Source organism: Actinoplanes sp. NBRC 101535 (assembly GCF_030269225.1).
Taxonomy (GTDB): Bacteria; Actinomycetota; Actinomycetes; order Mycobacteriales; family Micromonosporaceae; genus Actinoplanes; species Actinoplanes rectilineatus.
In genome coordinates this window covers 314,959-336,115 of the sequence record NZ_BSSY01000006.1, presented here as the reverse complement: position 1 = coordinate 336,115, position 21,157 = coordinate 314,959, and the positions used below count along the sequence as shown (strand labels likewise).

The window sequence follows — 21,157 nt, the reverse complement described above, 5'->3', positions numbered from 1 at the left end:
CCGGTCAGCCGGCCTCGATGGTGTGCGGCACGAAGTTGCAGGAGTCCCGGGTGACCAGGCCCTCCGTGCCGACGCCCTCGCGGATGCCCATGCCCGCCGGCTCACCGTCGATCAGCCACGAACCGATCACCGGGTGCGCGGTGCCCTCCAGCGACTCGAAGGCCGGCAGCTCGCACAGCTCCTGGACGATGTAGCGCCCGTCCGAGCCGTACTCCGAGGGGTTGGCGACGAGCGGCACACCGTCACGGACCAGGGTCACCGAGCCGCCCTCACGACCCCAGACCGGCTTCTTCGCGTACGACGTGAGCGCCGCAGCCTTCGAGGATTCCGCGAAGTAGGACGGCAGCAGGTACCGGCCCCGCTCCGGGTCGTCGCCGAACAGTCTCCACAGCACCGGCAGCAGCGCCTTGTTGCCGAGCAGCGCGGCCTTGTACGGCGGCTCGATCCAGACCGTGCCGCGTTTCTGCGGGTCGGCCATGTTCCGGAAGAAGGCCTTGCCGCCCTCCTCGTGCCAGAACCACTCCCACGGGTAGAGCATGAAGATCACGTCGATCGGTTCGGCGCGGTGTTCCTGTCCGGGGGCCGGGACGAACAGCACACGGTCACCGGCCACGTCCCAGCCGATCTGGCTCATCGCGATCAGTTCGACCGGATAGCCGGCCTCCTCCGCGGTGGCCATCAGGTAGGCGACGTTCATCCGGTCCTCACCGGACGTCTCGGCCGTCTCGTACGCGAAGAAGATCTTGGGTTTCTCCGGGAGCCAGGTCCGTGCCTCGCGCAGCTTGCCGATGTTGCGCCGCCAGGCGCCCGGGTTGGCCGGCTCACCGTCGGCGGCCTCCCAGCCGACCAGGCGTTCGTGGATCGAGTTCCACTGCCGCCAGGGGTGCCGGGTGACGCCGGTCTGGTCCATCCAGTGCCACTGGATGACGGCGGCCTCGACCAGTGACGTCGGGGTCTGCGCGTTGAACTCGAGCAGCCGCGGGGTGCTGCCGGCGCCGTTGTACCAGAGGTCGAAGCGACCGTAAACGGTCGGCGACCAGTCCGGCGTCTGCATCGGCAGGCGCATGTCCGGGTCCTTGTCGTGGTGTGTCCACGTCTCCGCGTCGCCGTCGAACCAGGTCCGGATGATCTGCTCGTGGGTGTACTCGGGGATGCCGATCCGGGACAGGAAACACGTCTCGTCGTTGCAGACCGACGTGAAGAAGCCCTGTTTACGACCCTCGGCGGTGCGTCGCGGGCACTGCTGCACCATCCAGTCGCCGGCTTCGAGGCACATCGCGTAGAGGGTCGAGGTCGCGGTCTCCAACTCCTCGATCTCGGCGGCGGTGAAGTCGTAGTGCGGCCCCTCCTGCCAGTACGACCGCATCGTGCCGTCCGGCAGTTCGGTGTCGTTGTACGTCAGCCCGAGACTGAAATTGGTCAGCTGCCAGCCGTCCCGTACCGGCCCGTACGCGATCCGCCGCATCGTCATCCACCCGATTTCGTGCCGGAGCCGGACCGGCTGGTGCCGCTACCGCCCTTGCCGACCACACTGGTCTTCACCGTGCCGTTGGAGATCTTCCCGCTGCTGGGCAGGCCGAACTTCGTCCGCGACGAGGTGTCGTTGTACGCGAACTTGCTGCCCCCGGCCGGCAGTCTGCTGCCGACCGGGTAGCCCTTCTTGTATCCGGACGAGTGCCAGATGAAGAAACCGCCGCCGCCGCTCCCGCCCCGGTCGTCGTCGCAGTAGTCCTCGTCGACGACGACACCGTTGGCGTCCGCGCAGTAGAAACCCTCGTCCACGTACTGGTTGCCGCCGCCGTTGTCGCAGGCGGCCGCACCGCCCGCGGCCAGCAGGAGGAACGTGCTGGTCAACGACACGCTTCGGGAGCTCATGCGTCGGTTCATGATTTCTTTGTAAACCTTCTCGGCAAGGCGCCAGTGTCAGTCCCGCGGACCACCGGCGACATAGACGACCTGGCCCGAGACGAACCCCGCGCCTTCGCTGACCAGGAACGATACGGTGTTCGCCACATCTTCGGGTCGACCGGCCCGGCCGACCGGGATCTGACTCACTGTCGCCTTCTCGAAATCGCCGAAATCGACACCCATCCGGGCCGCGGTGGCACGGGTCATGTCGGTCACGATGAAGCCCGGGGCCACCGCGTTGGCGGTGATCCCGAACTTACCGAGTTCGATGGCCAGGGTCTTGGTGAAACCCTGCAGGCCGGCCTTCGCCGCGGCGTAGTTCGCCTGCCCGCGGTTGCCGAGCGCGGACGTGCTGGACAGGCTGACGATCCGCCCGAACCCCGCGTCGACCATGTGTTTCTGCACGGCCCGGGAGAACAGGAACGCGCCCCGCAGGTGGACCGCCAGCACGGTGTCCCAGTCGTCCTCGGTCATCTTGAAGAGCAGGTTGTCCCGCAGCACACCGGCGTTGTTGACCAGTACGGTCGGCGGCCCCAGCTCGGCGACGATGCGTTCGACGGCCGCCGAGACCTGGGCCGGATCGGACACGTCCGCGCCGATCGCGACGGCCGTGCCACCCGCGTCGTGGATGGCGGTGACCGTGCTGGCACACCCGCCCTCCTCGAGATCGACGACCGCGACCGCGAGGCCGTCGGCGGCGAGCTTGAGGGCGATCGCCTCGCCGATACCGCGGGCGGCACCGGTCACTACCGCCACTCTGCTGTTCTCTGACATATCGCCTCCGGTGTGATCTTCGCTACCACGCGACCTTAGAAGGTTCTGCGCATTCTGATCCACCGGTAGCCGTAGCCCTCGACCCTGATCTTGCTGAGGTCGCCGGGTTCCGGGTACTCCTGGTCGGCGAGCACGTCGTTCGGGAACTCGGTCTCCTCGGCCAGGCTGCTGAGGTCGATCTCGCCGGCCTCCTTGCACAGGTTGTGCACGAACAGCATGGTCCCGGTCCGCGCGTCGGCCCGGTGCACCAGCACGCCCCGCGGCGCCGGCAGGTCGACGTGCGTGCAACTCCCCGAGCCGATCTCCGGGGACTCCTTCAGCGTACGGATCATCCGCTCGAACCAGGACAGCAGCGACTGGGTGTCGTGCCGCTGCCGGGTGACGTTGACCTGCTCATATCCGTACTCGCCGTCGTCGATCACCGGGCGCACCAGGTCGGCCGGATCCGCCGAGGAGAAGCCGCCGTTCGGCAGCACCGACCACTGCATCGGGGTACGGATCGCGCCGCGCCCGTCCAGCGCCAGGTCGTCCCCCATCCCGATCTCCTCGCCGTACCGCAGCACCGGCGTGCCGCGCAGGCTGAACTGCAGCGCGTACGCCAGTTCCAGGCGGCGGCGGTCGTTGCCCAGCATCGGTGCCAGACGACGGCGGATGCCCCGCCCGTACACCTGCATGCGCTCGTCCGGTCCGAACTGTTCGAACACCTCCTGGCGCTGCTCGGCGGTCAGGCGCGACAGGTCGATCTCGTCGTGGTTGCGCAGGAACGTGGCCCACTGACCGCCGTCCGGAAGCGTCGGGGTGTCCCGCAACGCGTCGATGATCTGTTCCGGGTCCTGCCGGGCCAGGGCGAGCACCAGCTTGGCGTTGAGCAGGAAGTCGAACAGCATGTGGATCCGGTTGCCGGAGCCGTTGCCGTCGCCGAAGAACTTGGGCAGCTCGGCGGGCTCCACATTGGCCTCGGCCAGCAGCACCGCGTCACCCTTGCGCCACTGCACGAACTGCCGCAGCTCGGTGAGGAACTCCATGTCCTTCGGCGAGTTCGGGTTGCCCGGCTCGGTCTGCTCGATGATGAACGGCACCGCGTCCATCCGGAAGCCGGCCACCCCGAGCTGCAGCCAGAACGCGCAGATCTTCTTGATCTCGGCGCGGACGGCCGGGTTGTTGATGTTCAGGTCCGGCTGGAACTTGTAGAACCGGTGGTAGTACCAGAGTTTCGCGGTCCGGTCGTAGGTCCACGTCTCGTTCTGCTCACCCGGGAAGACCATGCCCTGCTTGCGGTCGGACGGCTCGGTCTCGCTCCAGACGAACCAGTCGCGGTACGGGGAGTCCGCCGACTTCCGTGCCGACTGGAACCACGGATGCTGGTCGGAGGTGTGGTTGACCACCAGGTCGATGATCACCTTGATGCCGCGGTTCTCCGCCTGGTGCAGCAGTTCGGCGAAGTCACCGAGCGTGCCGAACCGCGGGTCCACGGCGTAGAAGTCGGTGACGTCGTAACCGTCGTCGCGGTCCGGCGTCGGGTGGATCGGGTGCAGCCACAGACAGTTGATCCCCAGCCTGGCCAGGTAGTCCAGCCTCCCGATCAGGCCCTGGATGTCACCGACACCGTCGCCGTTCGCGTCGGCGAAAGTGTCGATGTCCAGGCAGTAGACGACTGCATTCTCGTACCACCGGTCACTCATGCCCCTCTAAGTGACCGCGTCCCCAGCCGTCAAAACGTCACTCCCCCGGGAGTACGCCGGACGGCTGCCCTGCGTAGTCACGGCGGAAGTCGTCCGGTATGCGGAACGCGGTTCACCGGTGACGATCGGGGTAGGAGGAACGGTCAAGGGGAGGGATATGCATGGCGGAAAGTGATCTCAGCAGTGCCGGTGGGCTGACCGGGTGGGTCGCCTCGGTGATCGACTCGTTCGGGGAGGTCGGGGTCGGCCTGCTGGTCGCCCTGGAGAACCTGATCCCGCCGATTCCCAGCGAGATCGTGCTGTCGATGGCGGGCTATCTGGCCAGCGAGGGCAGGGTCGGCCTGGTGCTGGTCTGGATCACCGCGACGCTGGGTGCGCTGGGCGGCGCGCTGCTGCTCTACTGGCTGGGCCGGGGTCTCGGTGAGGACCGGTTGCGCCGCTGGCTGGACCGGCTGCCGCTGGTCGACCTGGACGACCTGGACAAGGCGGACCGCTGGTTCGAACGGCACGAGCGCGCCGCGGTTCTCTTCGGACGCTGCGCGCCGGTGGTCCGCAGCCTGGTCTCCATCCCGGCCGGCGCCAACGCGATGCCGATCGGGCAGTTCGCCCTCTTCACCGCGATCGGCAGCGGCGTGTGGAACGCGCTGTTCATCGGGGGTGGCTACGCGCTCGGTTCCCGCTGGCAGGACGTGGAGAAGTACAGCCACTGGTTCGACTACGCGATCTGGGCGTTCTTCGCCTTCATGATCGGTTCGTGGGTGGTCCGGAAGGTCCGTAAACGCCGGGGCGCGGCCGCCCGGGTGGACGACCGCGCCTGAGAACCGTGCGTCAGAAACCGGCGCTGACCCGGGTGAACGCCCAGGTGTCCTGCGCGATGCCGGAGCAGTCGCTGACCACGCCGCCACCGGCGCAGCCGCGGTCCCGGTTGACCGCCCAGAAGGTGAACCGGGCCAGCCCGTTGTTCTTCGCGTAGTCCCGGATGCGGGTCCAGGTCTCCACCGTGGTGACCTCCTGCTGGTCGGAGAGACCGTTCATGCCGGAGATGCCGATGTGCGCGTACGCCTGCGCGTCGGTGTACCCGAAGGTGGTCTTCAGCGTGTTCTTCAGGCCTTCGGTGGCGCCGACGGTGGAGGCGTACATGTCCGCGCCGCCACTGAAGTCGAACGGCATCTGGGTGAAGATGTCGATGTTCGCGTTCAGCGCCTTGGCCTGCTGGATCAGCCGGGTGCCGAAGTAGTTCGGGCCGGTCGTCGAGGTGCCGAAGGTGAGGATCGTCTTCACCCCCGGGTTGTTCTGCTTGATGATCTTCAGGGCGCCGAGGATCCGGTCCTGGACCACGGTGTTCTCGAACTCGTCGGAGTTCTCGATGTCCACGTCGATGGCCGTCAGGGCGAAAGCGTCGATCACCTTCTGGTACGCCCCGGCGAGCGCCTCCGCCGACGCGCAGTTCGGGCCGAGCTTGTTGCCGCTCCAACCGCCGATCGACGGGACCACGTCGGCCCCCGCCGCCCGGATGGCCGCGATGGTGCTCGCGTGGACGCCGCCGGTCAGGCCGGTCTCGCCGTCCCACGCCGGGTTACAGCCGTTGTTCGCCAGCACGAACGCCATGGTGAACGCCCGGATGCCGGTGGCGTTGACGACCGTCGCCGGCGCCGGCGGGTTGCCCCAGCCCGGATAGATGTAGGGCGCGGACGCCATCTTCGTGCCGGTCGACGGGGGTGTCGTCGGCGGGGTGGTCGGCGAAGTGGTGGGCGGAGTGGTCGGGTCGGTGCCACCGCCACAGGCACCGTTGTCGATCCAGACGTCCCACTGCCCGCTGTGGGTGGCGGGCGCCTCGTTCTGCGTCCACCACTTCGCCGTGTAGTTGTGGCCGTTCTGCGAGGCCACGTTGTCCTTGACGTACACCGCCGTCGACGTCCAGGCGCCCGCGCAGGCGGTGGCCGCGTTCGAGACGGACATCGGGAGGATCGCGGCGAAGGCTCCGGTCGCCGCGACCGCCGCGACGACGGCGATCTTTCTGCTGAGTTTCACGGGGAACGCTCCAGGGGGATTCAGGGAAGGGTGCCGAGGTGGGGGTAGATCGTGTTCGCTCAGCCGTCGCCGTTGCCGACGTCCCAGTTGATGGACCAGGTCATCGCGCAGCCGCGGCGTCCCCCGCCACCCAGGTCGCGGCCGTTCCGGTCGGCAGGGCGGTGAGGGTGGTCAGGATCACCGATCGGGAGAGCCTCATGACAGTCAATCTTTAAGACTGTTAACAGTTCCTGTAAAGAGGCTGAACCTTAAACATCCTTAAATATGAAAAAGGGACTATGACCGCAGGTCAGCGGCCATAGTCCCGGTAGTGACCGGTTACCGGCGGAACTGGAACCAGTTGAGATTGACGAAGTCGGCGGACTGCCCGGACGTGAAGGTCACGAACACCGTGTGCTTACCGGACACATTGGACACATTGCCCGGAATCGACTGCCAGGTCTGCCAGCCGCCGGTGCCGCCGAGCGCGAAACTGCCGATCGGCGCGTTGCTCCGGCTGTCGATCCGCACCTCGACCAGCCCACTCACGCCGGTCGCCGCACCGGAGGCCACCCGGGCCACGAAGTCCTTCACCCCGCCGGTGCCGAAGTCGACGTTGTCGTACTGCAGCCAGTCGCCGTTCGCGATGTAGCTGACGTTCTGGCCGCCCTCGGAACTGGTCTCCAGCGAGACACCGGAGGCCGCGTTGTACGACTCCGCCTCGATCACCGAGTAGGCGTCCCGCCCGGTCCCGCTCGGCGGCGGCGTGGTCGGCGACGAACCGGACGACTGGTAGACCGCCACGTAGTCGACCAGCATCGGCACGCCGGACTGGGTCGCCGCGGTGGGACCGCCACCGAAAGCCGCCGGGAACCCGCCGCCCATCGCCACGTTCAGGATCACGAAGAACCCGTGGTGCGTCGCGTTGTTCCAGGTGGTGGCGTCCACGACGGTCGAGTTCAGGGTGAAGTAGTTGACCCCGTCGAGGTACCAGCGCAACTGCTCCGGCGAGGTGCTGCGGTCGTACTCGATCGCGTACGTGTGGAAGTTGCCGAGGCAGCCGGTGCAGGCCCGCTCGCCGCTGCCCAGGCCGGTGGACTCGTTGCACGGGCCGCCGGGGTTCGTGCCGCAGTGCAGGGCCGCGAACACGCTCGGCCGCCCGTTGACGTTCTCCAGGATGTCCAGTTCGCCGATGCTCGGCCAGTTGGTCGCGCCGACCGGCCGGGCCGCGTCGCCCAGTGCCCAGAAGGCCGGCCAGTATCCGGCGGCGGCCGCCCCGGTCACGTTGGGCTGCGAGATCCGGCTCTCGATGCGCATCCTGCCGCCGGCCGGGGCGGCGAAGTCGGTGCGCTGGGTCTCGATGCGGCCGGATGTCCAGTTGCCGGCCGCGTCCCGGATCGGCTTGATGGCCAGGTTGCCGGTGCCGTCCTGGTAGACGTTCGCGGTCGAGCTGGTCATCGTCTCGATCTCGCCGGTGCCCCAGTTGGCGGCGCCGCCGGGATATCCGGTGCCGGTGCTGTACCGCCAGTTGGTGGTGTTGACGCCGGTGCCGGACGCACCGGTGAAGTCGTCGCTGAAGACGGTGGTCATGCCGGCCGGGGCGGTGGGGACGGCCGCGTCGGCACGGGTGACGACGGTGATCGAGGCGGCGGTCGCGAGCATCGCGGCCATCGCGACGGCCGCCCGCCGCACGGTTCTACGGGGATCAGACATGGGGGATTCGCCTTTCTCAGCAGAGAGAGCGCTCTCCCGAAAGTTTCACGCCGGTTTCGCATCGTTGTCAATATGGATCAATACCTATCTTTTCGCAGGTCGCGGCGCGGTTTCCGGGGAAAACGCTCCGGGTAAGCACGAGCCATGGACACAGCGACCGAGGGAACGGTGATCTCCGAGGAGCTCGCCGCGAGAGCCGCACGCAACGACCTGCTGACCCTCGGGATCGAGGAGGAGTACCTACTCGTCGACGCCGTGGAACCGCGCGCGGTGGAGGCCGTCGAGGAGACCTTCGCGGAGCTGCCGGACCACCTGCGTGACAGCGTGCAGCACGAGTACTACCGGACCCAGATCGAGGTGGCCAGCCCACCGGAGCTGGAACTGGGCGAGCTGACCACCGCCATGCGCGGGCTGCGGTCCGGACTGGCCGACGCCGCCGGACGGGCCGGCGCACGCCTTCTCGCCGTCGGCACCGGACCGGCGCCCGGCCCGAACGCCCGCCTGGTCGACAACCCGCGGTACCACCGGATGCGCGACTTCTACGGCGACCTCTCCCCCGGACCGGGCATGTGCGGCACCCACGTGCACGTCAGCATCCCGGACCCGGAGACCGGCGTCCAAGTGCTCAACCACCTGCGCCCGTGGCTGCCCACCCTGCAGGCGGCCACCGCGAACTCCCCGCTGTTCGGCGGCCGCGACACCGGGTACGCCAGCTGGCGCTCGATGATGTGGGAGCGCTGGCCCACCGTGGGGCCCACGCCGTACCTGCACTCGCACGAGCACTACCTGACGCTCATCTCCGACCTGCAGGCGAGTGGGGCGATGCTCGACGAGGGGATGCTCTACTGGTACGCCCGGCTCTCCGCGACGTATCCCACCGTCGAGATCCGGATGGGTGACGTCTCGCCGACCCTGGACGACGCGATGCTTCTCGCCGCGCTCACCCGGGCCCTGGTCGCCACCCTGGTCCGCGAGGTACAGGCGGGCGCCGAGGCCCCGGACGTCCCGCACCCGCTGCTGATGGCCGCGCACTGGCGGGCCGCGCACGACGGCCTGGAGGGCATGAACATCGACATGGCCACCCGGGAGGCCCGGCCGGCCTGGCGACTGATGCGCCAGCTCTTCGACTACGTACGCCCGGAACTCGAGCGACACGGCGATCTGGAGACGGTCACCGCACTGATGGAGCGGCTGCGGGAGCGGGGCACCGGCGCGGCCCGCCAGCGGGCGATGCTCGCCCGGGGTGCCACGGTCGGCGACGTGGTCGACGCGATGGCACTCGCCACCCGCGGTGGAGAATGAGTGGGAGCGATCCCACGAATACCATTACCCAGAGCCACCTATAAAGAGACTTGCATCAATGCACTAAGGGTCGGGATCACAGGAAACACAAATCTTTCCCACCCGTCGTGACATGCAGATATCTCTCTGTGTAATGCGACGGTGACCGATTTGGTATCGCGCTCGATCTTGCGGCACGGTAGCAATGACGGATGCCGCCGCACAGAAGTCCACACTCATCGCCGCGAGTCGGCGACGAAAACACCCCGATCGGGCGGCACCGGCGACCGGATTCACTGGCTGACTACACCACGGTCGCCGGGCTCGCCGACACGAAAACCCGGCCGGTTCCGCTCCCGCGGCAACCGGCCGACCCCGACGCCACGGCGTACGTCTCTCGCGCCGCGCGTCACCGTTCCGAGAACCGCAGGGGCGGGAACACCGGTCCGCGCTGGCAGCCACAGCCGACCGACCGCCCCGGCACCTACCGGTCCTCGAGCGGAGCCCATCGCGCCCCCTCGGCCCGCCGATTCGACGGACTGCTGAAGAGCGCGAAGAACAAACCGCAGCTGCTGCTCGCGACCCTCGTCGCGGCCGGCCTGCTGCTCACCGCCATGCCGTTCCAGCAGAAGGACGGCGAGAGCACCAGCGTGATGAACGCGGCGGCCCAGGCCGTCGCGGAGCGGATCAGCGGCCAGCCGGCGAAGAAACCGGCGACCGTCCCCGCGGAGAAAGAGGTCCCGGACGCGGTCCCGGCTCAGCCGGCCGCCACCGAGGCCCCGAGCCCGCCCGCCCCCGAGCCGTCCCGCAGCGCCGAACGTCCGGCGACGTCCGAGACGGCGAAGGTGAGCGTCCCGGCAGGGGACGGACCACACGACTCGCTGAAGACCACCGGATCCTCGGTGGTGGCGCTGACCTTCGACGACGGCCCCGACCCGGAGCAGACGCCGAAGATCCTGAAGATGCTGGACACGTACCAGTTGAAGGCGGTCTTCTGCCTGGTCGGCACCCAGGCGCAGCGGCACCCGGACCTGGTCCGGCAGATCGTGGACGAGGGCCACGTGCTGTGCAACCACACGTGGAACCACGACCTGAGCATCGGTAAGAAGAAGGCCGCGAACATCACCGCGGACCTGCAGAAGACCGACGCCGCGATCCGCGCCGCCGTGCCGGACGCGGAGATCCCGTTCTTCCGCGCCCCGGGCGGCAACTTCACCGACCGTCTGGTGAAGACGGCGTACGCCAACGGGCAGACCTCGCTCTACTGGGAGGTCGACCCGCGCGACTGGGACCACCCGGACGGCGAGAGCGACGCCCAGCGGATCAAGCGGATCATCTCGATCGTCAAGAAGGAGACCCGGCAGGGGTCGATCGTGCTCTCGCACGACTTCAACCAGCCGGGGACCATCAAGGCGTACGAGAAGCTGCTCCCGTGGCTGGCCGCCAACTTCGAGATCGGCATCCCCGGCGAACAGCAGAGCGGCGAGACCCCGGAGACGCCCGCGTCCCCGGAGCCGAGCACGCCGAGCACCTCGCCCGGCACCGTGGCACCGAGCCCGAGCGGGTCGGCGTCACCGGTCACGACGGACGGGACGACCCTCCAGGTCTCCACGCCCTGAGTCACCTCTGGTGAAAGGGCCGTGGCTGTCTCAGCCGCGGCCCTTTCTCGTCGGCGGCTCCGGCTGGCAGGTCGCGCACCAGTAGATGTTGCGGCCGGCCATCTCGCCCGTCGTCACCGGCGTGCCGCAGACCAGGCAGGGCTGCCCGGAGCGGCGGTAGACATAGACCTCGCCGCCGTGCCGGTCCACCCGCGGCGCCCGCCGCATCGCCTCCGGCGTGTGCTCGGTGTGCACCGTGTCGATGCGCCCGCGCACCACGCCCTCCTTCATCAGCGCCCGCAGGTCGTCCCAGATCGCCGTCCAGCGCGCCCGGTCGAGCGCGGTGCCCGGGGTCCGCGGCGACAGGCCGGCCCGGAACAACACCTCGTTGGCGTAGATGAGGCCGCAACCCGCCACGATGGACTGGTCCATCAGCAGCGCCGGCAGCGGCTTGGTGCTCGACCGCAGACGGGGGAAGGCCCGCTCCGGATCCGCGTCGTCGCGCAGCGGGTCGGCGCCCAGCCGGGAACGCAGCGCGTCCACCGCGGGCGGCTCCAGCACCTCGCAGGCGGTCGGCCCACGCAGATCCAGCCAGTGCCCGGCGCCGGACATCCGCATCCGGACCTGCCCGACCGGGTCCGGCAGCGGCGGGGTCCCCTCCGCGAACTTGCCGTAGAGACCCAGATGGACGTGCAGGGTCCGGTCGTCGTCGAAGTGGTGCAGCAGATGCTTGCCGTAGGCCTCGGTGTCGCGCAGCACACGGCCGTCGATCAGCGCGGCGCCCGCGGCGAAACGCCCCTGCGGGCTGCTCACCGCCACCGGGTGTCCGGCGAAGATCTCGCGATGGCGGGCGGCCAGGCGGTGAATGGTATGTCCCTCGGGCACGCGACAAAGCTATCCGCCGGCCGGGGCGCCGCCGATTCGGCGTGATCAGCGCCACTGGGGTGGCATTCTGCCCTCAGCGGATTCGCCCTGAGGGGAATCACTGGGATCCTGCGCTCCGCTGGGAGAGGGTGGAGCAGTTGTACCGCGGAATGCGAGAGGGTGGGCACATGACTTCTGAACCGACCATGCGTGGTGGCGGGGCCACCTTCGACGACCAGGTGTTCGAGCGGCTCCTGCGGGAGCGGATCATCTTCCTCGGCAGCGAGGTCAACGACGAGGTGACCAACCGCATCTGCGCCCAGATGCTCCTGCTCGCCTCCGAGGACTCGGAGAAGGACATCTCCCTGTACATCAACTCGCCCGGCGGCTCGATCAGCGCCGGCATGGCGGTGTACGACACGATGCAGTACATCAAGAACGACGTGGCCACGATCGCGATGGGCATGGCCGCCTCGATGGGGCAGTTCCTGCTCTGCGCCGGCACCCCCGGCAAGCGTTACGCACTGCCGCACGCCCGCGTGATGATGCACCAGCTCTCCGGCGGCATCGGCGGCACCGCGGCCGACATCGCCATCCAGGCCGAGAGCATGCTGCACATCAAGACGGTGATGAACGAGCGGATCGCCTTCCACTCCGGGCACACGCCGGAGGAGATCGAGCGCGACTCCGACCGTGACCGCTGGTTCACCGCCCAGCAGGCCAAGGAGTACGGCCTGGTCGACCACGTGATCGCGCGGACGAGCGACGTGCACGTGGGCTCGATCGTCTAGATCACCTCGGAGACGACACGAAGGGCGATCCCGCCCTTCGTGTCGTTTCTGCTTTCCGGGGGTATAGGAAGCGACGTCCCCCGAGAATGCGTGATCAAACCCCCGCCAAGGAGGTTCCGACGTGAGGATTCCTACCTTCTCCCGCCCGGGCACGGCCGACAGCCCCACCGCCGACGAGCGGCCCACGGCGGTCACCACCAAGCCCGGCGAGCGCCCCACCGCCGTCACCACCAAGCCCGAGGATCGTCCGGCGGTCACCCCGCGCCGCGACGACACGAAGACGACGACCACCATCCCGCCGGTTCGCACCGAGCGCGAGCGCGCCGCCGCCGTCACCGAGCGCGAGCGCGCCACAGCCGTCACCGACCGCCCGGCAGCCCCGCCCACCCCGGTCGCCGACCGCAAGCCGCGGGCCAGCCTGCTCGCCACCGTCAGCCTGGTGCTGGCCGTGGCCGGTGCCCTGCTGGTGCTCTCCGGACCGCTGATCGGCTATGGCATCGGGGTCGCCTCGGCCGCCCTGATCCTGTCGGTGACCGGCCTGTACGCCACCCGCAAGCGGCACGTCGCCGGCAAGACCGACGCGCTGGTCGCCATGGTGCTCGCGATCGCCGCGATCGTCGTCGGCGTGCTGGCCCTGACCGGCCAACTCTACTGGCTCGGCACCGACACGAACTCCGCGACGACGGTGCGTGAGTGGCTCGACGCACAGTTTGAAAACCGAATCTGACGGGTATGAGACATACAGCCGCGGCGATACGCTGACGGCCCACCCCTCGGAACCGGGGCGACGAGAGTCGGCCCGCCCCGAAATTGCTCCGGCGGTTCGCCGGAAGTCACCCTGGCACTCGGGGGGACGGCGGTTCGCCGTCCCCCCGATGGCTGTGCAACGAATCGTCGTGAGCTGCGGCTATCACGCAACGATCAGCCACCCGACGCATGGTTGATCGGGGGTCCCCGCAACTGGATCACGCCTACGTTTTCTTTCATGACGTTCACGCGCCGATACCTGATGTGCCGGCCCACCCACTTCGCGGTCACCTACCGGATCAATCCGTGGATGGACCCGACGGCGCCTTACGACAACGCGCTGGCCGTCAGCCAGTGGGAGAACCTGCGCCGCGTCTTCGTCGACCTGGGACACACCGTCGACGAGATCGAGCCGCTTCCCGGACTGCCCGACATGGTCTTCGCCGCCAACGGCGCGACCGTCGTCGACGGCCGGGTGCTGGGGGTGCAGTTCCGCGACGCGGAACGGGCCGACGAGGCCCCGGCGTACGCCTCGTGGTTCCGGGAACGGGGCTTCGAGGTCCACGACCCCAAGCACACCAACGAGGGCGAGGGCGACATCCTGCTCGCCGGGGACGTCCTGCTCGCCGGCACCGGGTTCCGCACCTCACACGCGGCCCACGCCGAGACCCAGGAGATCCTGGAACGTCCGGTGATCACCCTGCAGCTGGTCGACCCGGCGTACTACCACCTGGACACCGCGCTGTGTGTGCTGGACGAGACCAATGTGGCGTACCTGCCCGCGGCCTTCTCCCCGGGTTCGCAATCCGTACTCCGCCGCCTCTTCCCGAATGCGATCATCGCAACGCCGGAGGACGCGGCCGTTCTCGGCCTCAACGCGGTCAGCGACGGCCGCACCGTCGTCCTGCCCGAGCAGGCCGTCACCCTCGCCGCCGACCTGCGCCGCGCCGGTTACAAGCCGGTCGGCGTCGACCTGTCCGAACTGCGCAAGGCAGGCGGCGGACCCAAGTGCTGCACTCTGGAGGTGCGTTCGTGACGACCGTGGAATTCCGCACTGCCGGTGCGCTGGAAGACGCCGAGAAGTGGACGGCGCACAACTACCACCCGCTGCCGGTGGTCGTCGCGTCCGGCGAGGGCGCCTGGGTCACCGACGTCGACGGCCGGCGCTACCTGGACTGCCTGGCCGGATACTCGGCCCTCAACTTCGGTCACCGGCACCCGGGACTGATCGCCGCCGCGCACGCCCAGCTCGACCGGATCACGCTGACCAGCCGGGCGTTCGTGCACGACCGGTTCGCCGAGTTCTGCCAGGGCCTGGCCGAACTGTGTGGCAAGGACCTGGTGCTGCCGATGAACACCGGCGCCGAAGCCGTGGAGACCGCGATCAAGGTGGCCCGCAAGTGGGGTTACCGGGTCAAGGGCGTCCCGGACGGCCAGGCCGAGATCATCGTGGCGGCGGGCAACTTCCACGGGCGTACCACCACGATCGTCAGTTTCTCCACCGATCCGGATGCACATGCCGATTTCGGTCCGTACACGCCCGGCTTCGTAGTGGTCCCCTACGGTGATCCGGCGGCGCTGGCCGCGGCGATCACCCCGAACACGGTGGCGGTACTGCTCGAGCCGATCCAGGGCGAGGCGGGCGTTCTGGTGCCGCCGGCCGGGTACTTCGGCGAGGTCCGCGAACTGTGCACCCTCCAGAACGTGCTGCTGATCGCCGACGAGATCCAGTCCGGCCTCGGGCGGACCGGCCGCACCTTCGCGATCGAGCACGAGAACGTCACCCCCGACATGTATGTTCTCGGCAAGGCGCTCGGCGGCGGCATCGTGCCGGTCTCCGCCGTCGCCGCCGACCGCGACGTGCTCGGGGTGCTCAAGCCCGGCGAACACGGATCGACGTTCGGCGGCAACCCGCTGGCCTGCGCGGTCGGCGCCGAGGTGGTCTCCCTGCTGCGCACCGGCGAGTTCCAGGAACGCTCCGCCGCGCTCGGCGAACGCCTGATCAGCGGTCTCGAGGCACTGATCGGCGAGGGCGTGGTGGCGGTCCGCGGACGGGGCCTCTGGGCGGGCGTCGACATCGACCCGGCCCTGATGACCGGCCGGCAGGCCTGCGAACGGCTGGCCGCCCGCGGCATCCTGGCCAAGGACACGCACGGCTCCACGATCCGTCTCGCCCCGCCGCTGGTCATCACCGAGGCCGACCTGGATCACGCATTGACGGAGTTCGCCGCCGTCCTCGCCGGAAACTGACCCGCTCCGCGTGCAACCCGGCGGATCGTGAATCCGTCTTCGAGGCGTGAAAGACCATCGAGGCTCCGAGAGATCCGAGCGCGAGACCGAATACCACGAGCTGGTGACCCGCCGGCGGCCCGGCATGCTGCGTACCGCAGTACTGCTGGCCGCCGGCGATTCGCATCTGGCCGAGGATCTCGTGCAGACCACACTCACCCGGCTGTACCTCAACTGGACCGCCTTCCGGCGCGCCGGCAACGCTGACGCGTACATCCGCCGATCACTGGTCAACGCGCTGATCGACGAACGCCGCCGGGTCTGGCGCCGCCGTGAGCAGCCCGTCGCGGACATCCCCGACCGGGCACCCGCCGAGACCGCCGCCGACCCGGCCGGCCAGGCGATCCGGCAGGCCCTGCGCGAACTGCCGCCCCGGATGCGGGCCGCCGTCGTCTTCCGCTACTTCCACGACCTCGACGTCGCCGAGACGGCGCACGCCCTCGGCTGCTCGGAGGGCACGGTCAAGAGTCAGACCTCGCGCGGGCTCGACCGCCTGCGCACCGCCCTCGAATCCACCGTCACACCCGTCCCCGAAGGAGCGAAATCATGATGGATCTGCGTAGTCATCTCGAGGAGATCGCCGGCCCGGTCGTACCGGTCGCCGACGGCCAGGTCGACGAGGACATCCTGCGCGGGCGCCACGCGAAGCGCCAGCGGCGTACCGTCCAGGCGACCCTCGGTGCGGTGTTCGGAGCCGCCGCGCTGGTCGCCGCGTTCACGGTGCCGGGCGGCGGGGTCGGCGCCGGGCCGCAGGGTCCGACCGCTGCCGCGCCGCCGGCCGCGGTGACGGCGGTGGACCTGGTCGCCTACCAGGGCACCCAGCCGAAGGGCTTCACCATCGACAAGGTGCCGGCCGGCTGGTTCATCGAGTCCCAAGACGATCACGGCCTGGTCATGGCCCCTGAGCGGGCGAAGGGGATCAGCCCGTCCACCGACGCGGCGCACGCCGTCCCCCGCATCCTGATCATGCTGGAGTCGAAGGACCAGAACGGCCCGTCCCGGCCGGGCACCGAGGTCACCATCGGCGACCGCACCGGCCTCCTCCTCAAGAGTCTGCCCGCCATGATCCCGGGACAGCCCGCCGCGGATCCGGACGGGGACACCGGCTGGGCGGTGTGGCTCGAGCAGCCGTCCGGAATCTGGCTGATCGTGCAGTTCGACGCGGGACTCGGCATGGGCCAGGACCGAATGGTCGAGCTGACCAGCGGCGTCCACGTCCACCCGGGAGCCCTCCAGGGCGTCGGCTGAAGATCTTTTCGCTGGTACGCCCACACCCACCACAGGAGCAGCCCGGGCCGTTCACCGGCTCGCGGCGCCCGGCCGGGTGCGGCTTCCGGCCGCACCCGGCCGGCGGCTCATGCCTGTGGTCAAGACACGGAAGCACCGGATCCGTAGGACTGCTCCGGGACGGATCCGGTGCTTCTGATGGGGGTGTGGGCGTACCCCCGAAGGAAGGTTCTAGGGTCTGCCGACCGGCCGGAAGGCCATGGTCGGAGCCTCGCCCATCACCGACTCGGGCTGGACGACGCCGCCGGACGCCCACAGGTGCGAGCGGCCCACCAGCACGTCCGCGTAAAGCTCGACCAGGTCCTCCTGAGCGAGGGCACGGGCCTCGTTCTGCTTCAGGTGGATGCGGTGGTTGTCGTCGAAGGTGCCGGGGCGGATGCCGGTGCCGTTGGTGCTGATGTCCTTGACCACGATCTCGCCGTTGCGCAGGGTGAGGCGCGCGTGGCCGCGGCTGATCCACTTGCGGGCGTCGTCGGTCAGCCACTGGCCCAGCATGACGTTGCCCTCGCCGTCCGGAGCCCGGCCGATGATCGTCGGCTTGTCCTCGGAGACCACGAAACGCTGACGGATCACGCCGTCGATCCGCACCGAGAAGACCTCGGTCGCCGGACGCGGGCCGGCGTCGCGCAGACGGTCGCCGTGCCGCGGGCAGCTCGGCGTGCCGGAGCGCAGCGTGGGCGGCGGCTGGGAGACCGGGCTGGTGTAGGTGCGCATGTCGGCGAACGGGCTGTCCGGGTCGCCGCCGCTGCCGTAGACGTTGCAGTTCGGCGCGGGGCAGCTCCACACCCGGGAGAGCAGGCGCTCACCGAGCGGGGACCGGGGTGCGGGCGGGACCAACTCACCGCGGCCGACCCGGGCGACCAGGGTCGGTCCGCCCTGGGCGGAGACCAGCGCGAGGAGACGGCCGGGCTCGGACACCCATGGGCGGCGGGCCCGGTGGCGGTCCTCGCGGTCGCGGGTGAGCACCGGCAGGCCGAGCAGTTCGGCCACCTCGAGAACCCGGTCCTCGATCTGCGGAACCACCTCGATCTTGCCGTCGTCGGCCCAGCGGCGCACGACCATGCGCTCGTTGGAGGTGAGGTCGGTGTCCGAGATCAGGCTTCGCGGGGTTATCACGTAGACCGGGACGTTCTCCTCGGAGACGTAGCGGCCGAGCGCGTCGACCAGCAGGCCGAGGCGCACGAGGCTCGCCGGGCGGCCGCCGTCGAGATCGGCGTAACGGACGACTTCCGACAAGTCGACCACGGCCCGGGCGAGTGCCGGGTCGGTGGTGAGCCGGACCTCAATGGCATCGAGGACCTTGCTGACCTCGAATCTCACGAGTCCTCCCCCTGGTTTCGCGCGCTGTTGCCTGGCCATCATGCCCCGGACATGATCGGCACGGAAACCCGGGCGGCGGCCATCCGTCCGTTTGCCCCGAGTGTCCGTTTACTAATTCCCTCTCCCGGGAACTCCAGTCGATCGACCGGCGTCACCCCCAGCCGCCGGCGTCTGCAGGAGGGACCAACATGCGCACACCTCGACTCGCCGGACTCGGCCTCGCGGTGGCGACGGCCGCGTTCGCTGTGGCGGGATGCTCCACCGACGGCACCGCCGAGCCCGCGACCAGCACGTCCGCCGCCGGCCCGTCCACCGGGACCGGACCGGCGCCCAGTTCGTCGGCAGCCGACCCGGAGGCGGTCAAGGCACTCTCCAACGCGACCGCGGCCCTCGGCACCACCAGTTTCAAGCTGACCACCACGGCCGGCGCCGGGTTCAAGCTGACCGCGGCGATCGACGCCCCGAACAGCAAGGGCACCGCGGACATCAGCGCCACCGGCGCGAACACCGACCTCACCGTGAAGTCCCTGCTGATCGGCCAGGACCTGTACGCACAGATCCCCGGCATCACCAAGGACGCCACCTGGACGCACCTGGACATGAGCCGGCTGCCGGACGGCGCCAACGTCGGCCTGCGCCCGGGGCGGATCGACCCGGTGGCCACCGCCGACCTGCTCGGCTCCAGCACCGACGTGCACGCCGCCGGTGTCCGCGAGTACGCCGGAACCGTCGACCTGACCTCGGTGACCAACGTCGCCGGCCTGGACAGCGTGACCATCGACGGCTACGGCCCGGCCGCGCAGCGGGTGCCGTTCACCGCCGGTCTCGACGACCAGGGCCGTCTGTCCGTGCTGACGCTGCGGCTGCCCGCCGTGGAGGGCCGTCAGGCCGAGCCGATCGAGGCGTTGTACACCGGGTACGGCGACCCGGTGACCGCCGAGCGTCCGGCCGCGTCGGCGATCGTCGAGGCGCCGGAGAACGTCTACACCGCGCTGGGCGGCTGACGCCTGCTCCACAACGGACGGGGTGCCGGCCGATTCTCGTCGATCCAGGCGTCGATCTCGGCCCACCAGGCGTAGAGCCAGTCGATGCGCTCCTGCTCACCGGCCGGCACCTCCTCCGGAGGCACACTCCAGAACCGCATCACCAGTTTCTTGTCCATCGGCAGCTCGCGCCAGACGTCGGCGACGGTCACCATCCGGTCCAGACCGGTGTGCGCCACGAAGATGACTCCGGCGTCCGGCGCGGCGTCGATCGCGGCCAGCAGCCCGCCCGGTTTCGGCGGCAGCAGGTTGCGCAGGTTCTCCGCCTTCACCGCGAGATCGTGCAGGCCACGGCCGCGCAGCCGGGCGATGGCGCTGACCCGGCGGCGCGGCGTGAAGTTACCGCCCTCCGGAAAGATCACGAAGGCGTCGTTGTGGTCGAGTCCGGTGGCCAGCTCGCCGATCTGCTCCTCGAGCGTGTCGGTGGTGGTCCGCCCCGGCGAGATGAAGCGGTTGGGCAGCCGGTTGAGCAGCACGTCCACCGCCGGATCCCACTGCAGGGCGGCCTTCAGCACGATCCGCGGCTCCCGCTCGAACCAGTTGACCAGCGAATGGATCAGCGTGAACGAGTCGCCCGGACCGGCGTGGCGGCTCACCACGATCTCCGGACGCCCGGGTGCCGCGGTGTCCGGATCGGTGCCGACCACCTCGATCTCCAGGTGCAGCGACCAGCGGGCGAACCAGAACAGCGTGCGCAGGAACCAGCCGGTCAGCACGTAGTGGGCCCGCTGGAACCCCGGGCCGCGGATCCGGCTGCCGAACCCGGACGCCACCCAGAGGACGGCGAGCGCGACCAGCGCCACCGCGTCCCACACCAGGTAGACGATGACCAGAAAGACCAGCCGGGGTACGCGTAGACGGCCGGGCATCAGCGGTGACACCGCCAGTGCGATCAGCAGCCAGATCGGCAGGGTGGTCAGCAGCAGGACGGCGAGCACGATCACGAGCGGGGCGATGACCAGGCGGCGGACCGCGACCGGGGGCAGCCCCATCAGCGCGCGTCCGGCCGGGGCAGCGGATGGACATTGGCACTCAGGTAGCGGCGGGACGCGGTGTAGGCACGGCTGATCCGGCGCCCCACCGACGCCATGTCCCGGTACGCCCAGGGCGAGTCGTCGCGGCCCTCGCCGCCGCCGCTGGGCAGCACGTGCACCCGTACGCCGTCGGGCAGTGACGCGAGTTCCCGGGCGAACCGGTGCCGCCGGGCGATCTCGAACGCCACCTGCGCCACCTCCCACGGCCGCCGGGGCACCGCCAGCGGACGCTCCACCCGGCCCACCTGCAGCACGAACACCATCGTGGCGCCGAGACGGACCGCCTCGCCGATCGGGATCGAGTTGACGATCCCGCCGTCCACGTAATGCTCGCCGTTGATCTCCATCGGGGGCAGCAGGCCGGGCACCGCCGACGAGGCGAGCACCGCGTCCACCAGCGGTCCACTGTCGAACCAGTGCTCGGCGGCCCGTTCGATGCTCGCCGCGCAGCAGTGGAACGGGACCTTCAGATCACTGAACGAGATGCCCTCACCCAGCTCGCTCTCCAGCAGCCGCCGCAGCGGCCGGGGCGAGTGCAGGTGGGTCCGGGCCGCGAACCGGCGCACCTGGCGCCCGATCGAGTCGCCGTAGACCGCCGCCGCCTCCGGTGACGTCCAGAGCCGGACCAGCCGGTCGGTGACCCCCTCACTGGGATCCGCGGCGACCAGTGCGCCGTTGACCGCGCCGATCGACGTGCCGACCACGACGTCCGGGCGGAACCCGGCCCGGAACAGCGCCCGCAGCATGCCGACCTCGACCGCGCCGAGGACGCCCCCGCCACCGAGCACGAACGCCACCGGACCGTCGACCATGCGG

20 protein-coding genes are annotated in these 21,157 nt (G+C 69.6%); 10 read left to right on the top strand and 10 right to left on the bottom strand.

Annotated elements, in window-relative coordinates; genetic code table 11:
* Positions 1 to 4 precede the first annotated feature (4 nt).
* The 4 genes from QSK32_RS19360 to QSK32_RS19345 are packed head-to-tail and all read right to left on the bottom strand — an operon-like array spanning position 5 to position 4,364.
* Positions 5 to 1,471 (bottom strand): glutathionylspermidine synthase family protein, encoded by a 1,467-nt coding sequence (locus tag QSK32_RS19360; protein ID WP_245674184.1) that lies wholly within the window; start codon positions 1,469 to 1,471, stop codon positions 5 to 7.
* On the bottom strand, positions 1,468 to 1,875 hold the full coding sequence (locus QSK32_RS19355; protein WP_245674183.1) for a hypothetical protein: 408 nt from the start codon (positions 1,873 to 1,875) through the stop codon (positions 1,468 to 1,470). Before QSK32_RS19355 ends, QSK32_RS19360 begins: the two co-directional genes overlap by 4 nt.
* A 48-nt stretch (positions 1,876 to 1,923) precedes the next feature.
* Entirely contained in the window at positions 1,924 to 2,682 is a 759-nt protein-coding gene (gene fabG / locus QSK32_RS19350; RefSeq protein ID WP_045745821.1) for a 3-oxoacyl-ACP reductase FabG, read from the bottom strand.
* 35 nt (positions 2,683 to 2,717) lie between these two features.
* Entirely contained in the window at positions 2,718 to 4,364 is a 1,647-nt protein-coding gene (locus tag QSK32_RS19345; RefSeq protein WP_045745820.1) for an alpha-amylase family protein, read from the bottom strand.
* A 161-nt stretch (positions 4,365 to 4,525) separates the two neighbouring features.
* Between QSK32_RS19345 and QSK32_RS19340 the strand changes: the two genes are divergently transcribed.
* On the top strand, positions 4,526 to 5,182 hold the full coding sequence (locus tag QSK32_RS19340) for a DedA family protein (RefSeq protein WP_157411344.1): 657 nt from the start codon (positions 4,526 to 4,528) through the stop codon (positions 5,180 to 5,182).
* A gap of 10 nt (positions 5,183 to 5,192) precedes the next feature.
* Here the strand turns inward: QSK32_RS19340 and QSK32_RS19335 are convergent, their stop codons facing one another.
* A complete protein-coding gene (locus tag QSK32_RS19335) occupies positions 5,193 to 6,395 on the bottom strand; it encodes a chitinase (protein WP_045745818.1) in 1,203 nt (400 codons plus the stop codon).
* 318 nt (positions 6,396 to 6,713) lie between these two features.
* The gene (locus tag QSK32_RS19330) at positions 6,714 to 8,087 is read right to left on the bottom strand and encodes a carbohydrate-binding protein (RefSeq protein WP_502872542.1); all 1,374 of its coding nucleotides are present in this window, start codon (positions 8,085 to 8,087) and stop codon (positions 6,714 to 6,716) included.
* 144 nt (positions 8,088 to 8,231) lie between these two features.
* Here QSK32_RS19330 and QSK32_RS19325 point away from each other — a divergent pair, with 144 nt between their 5' ends.
* Both QSK32_RS19325 and QSK32_RS19320 read left to right on the top strand, forming a co-directional pair.
* Complete coding sequence (locus tag QSK32_RS19325; protein ID WP_045745816.1) at positions 8,232 to 9,389, top strand: carboxylate-amine ligase; 1,158 nt, start codon at positions 8,232 to 8,234, stop codon at positions 9,387 to 9,389.
* A gap of 191 nt (positions 9,390 to 9,580) precedes the next feature.
* Positions 9,581 to 10,987 (top strand): polysaccharide deacetylase family protein, encoded by a 1,407-nt coding sequence (locus QSK32_RS19320; RefSeq protein ID WP_063775563.1) that lies wholly within the window; start codon positions 9,581 to 9,583, stop codon positions 10,985 to 10,987.
* Between the two features lie 30 nt (positions 10,988 to 11,017).
* Here the strand turns inward: QSK32_RS19320 and QSK32_RS19315 are convergent, their stop codons facing one another.
* The gene (locus tag QSK32_RS19315; protein WP_045745815.1) at positions 11,018 to 11,851 is read right to left on the bottom strand and encodes an Fpg/Nei family DNA glycosylase; all 834 of its coding nucleotides are present in this window, start codon (positions 11,849 to 11,851) and stop codon (positions 11,018 to 11,020) included.
* A 167-nt stretch (positions 11,852 to 12,018) separates the two neighbouring features.
* Between QSK32_RS19315 and QSK32_RS19310 the strand changes: the two genes are divergently transcribed.
* The 6 genes from QSK32_RS19310 (at position 12,019) to QSK32_RS19285 (ending at position 16,905) form a co-directional block, all read left to right on the top strand.
* Entirely contained in the window at positions 12,019 to 12,621 is a 603-nt protein-coding gene (locus tag QSK32_RS19310) for an ATP-dependent Clp protease proteolytic subunit (protein WP_045745814.1), read from the top strand.
* Positions 12,622 to 12,742: 121 nt separating this feature from the next.
* On the top strand, positions 12,743 to 13,348 hold the full coding sequence (locus QSK32_RS19305; protein ID WP_052720967.1) for a DUF4190 domain-containing protein: 606 nt from the start codon (positions 12,743 to 12,745) through the stop codon (positions 13,346 to 13,348).
* A gap of 258 nt (positions 13,349 to 13,606) precedes the next feature.
* Positions 13,607 to 14,404: a dimethylargininase gene (gene ddaH, locus QSK32_RS19300; protein ID WP_045745813.1), complete on the top strand. Its 798-nt coding sequence runs from the start codon at positions 13,607 to 13,609 to the stop codon at positions 14,402 to 14,404.
* The gene (gene rocD, locus QSK32_RS19295; RefSeq protein ID WP_285472675.1) at positions 14,401 to 15,618 is read left to right on the top strand and encodes an ornithine--oxo-acid transaminase; all 1,218 of its coding nucleotides are present in this window, start codon (positions 14,401 to 14,403) and stop codon (positions 15,616 to 15,618) included. The genes ddaH and rocD overlap by 4 nt, the downstream gene beginning before the upstream one ends.
* Before the next feature lie 46 nt (positions 15,619 to 15,664).
* The gene (locus tag QSK32_RS19290; RefSeq protein ID WP_285472674.1) at positions 15,665 to 16,207 is read left to right on the top strand and encodes a SigE family RNA polymerase sigma factor; all 543 of its coding nucleotides are present in this window, start codon (positions 15,665 to 15,667) and stop codon (positions 16,205 to 16,207) included.
* On the top strand, positions 16,204 to 16,905 hold the full coding sequence (locus QSK32_RS19285; protein ID WP_157411343.1) for a hypothetical protein: 702 nt from the start codon (positions 16,204 to 16,206) through the stop codon (positions 16,903 to 16,905). Before QSK32_RS19290 ends, QSK32_RS19285 begins: the two co-directional genes overlap by 4 nt.
* A 210-nt stretch (positions 16,906 to 17,115) precedes the next feature.
* On the opposite strand, the gene QSK32_RS19280 is transcribed toward QSK32_RS19285, so the two are convergent.
* Entirely contained in the window at positions 17,116 to 18,264 is a 1,149-nt protein-coding gene (locus QSK32_RS19280; RefSeq protein ID WP_045745810.1) for an FHA domain-containing protein, read from the bottom strand.
* Between the two features lie 188 nt (positions 18,265 to 18,452).
* Here QSK32_RS19280 and QSK32_RS19275 point away from each other — a divergent pair, with 188 nt between their 5' ends.
* Entirely contained in the window at positions 18,453 to 19,268 is an 816-nt protein-coding gene (locus tag QSK32_RS19275) for a hypothetical protein (RefSeq protein ID WP_045745809.1), read from the top strand.
* Here the strand turns inward: QSK32_RS19275 and QSK32_RS19270 are convergent.
* Both QSK32_RS19270 and QSK32_RS19265 read right to left on the bottom strand, forming a co-directional pair.
* On the bottom strand, positions 19,247 to 20,299 hold the full coding sequence (locus QSK32_RS19270) for a 1-acyl-sn-glycerol-3-phosphate acyltransferase (protein WP_045745808.1): 1,053 nt from the start codon (positions 20,297 to 20,299) through the stop codon (positions 19,247 to 19,249). The genes QSK32_RS19275 and QSK32_RS19270 overlap by 22 nt on opposite strands.
* The gene (locus QSK32_RS19265) at positions 20,299 to 21,153 is read right to left on the bottom strand and encodes a patatin-like phospholipase family protein (RefSeq protein WP_045745807.1); all 855 of its coding nucleotides are present in this window, start codon (positions 21,151 to 21,153) and stop codon (positions 20,299 to 20,301) included. Before QSK32_RS19265 ends, QSK32_RS19270 begins: the two co-directional genes overlap by 1 nt.
* Between the last annotated feature and the right edge of the window lie 4 nt (positions 21,154 to 21,157).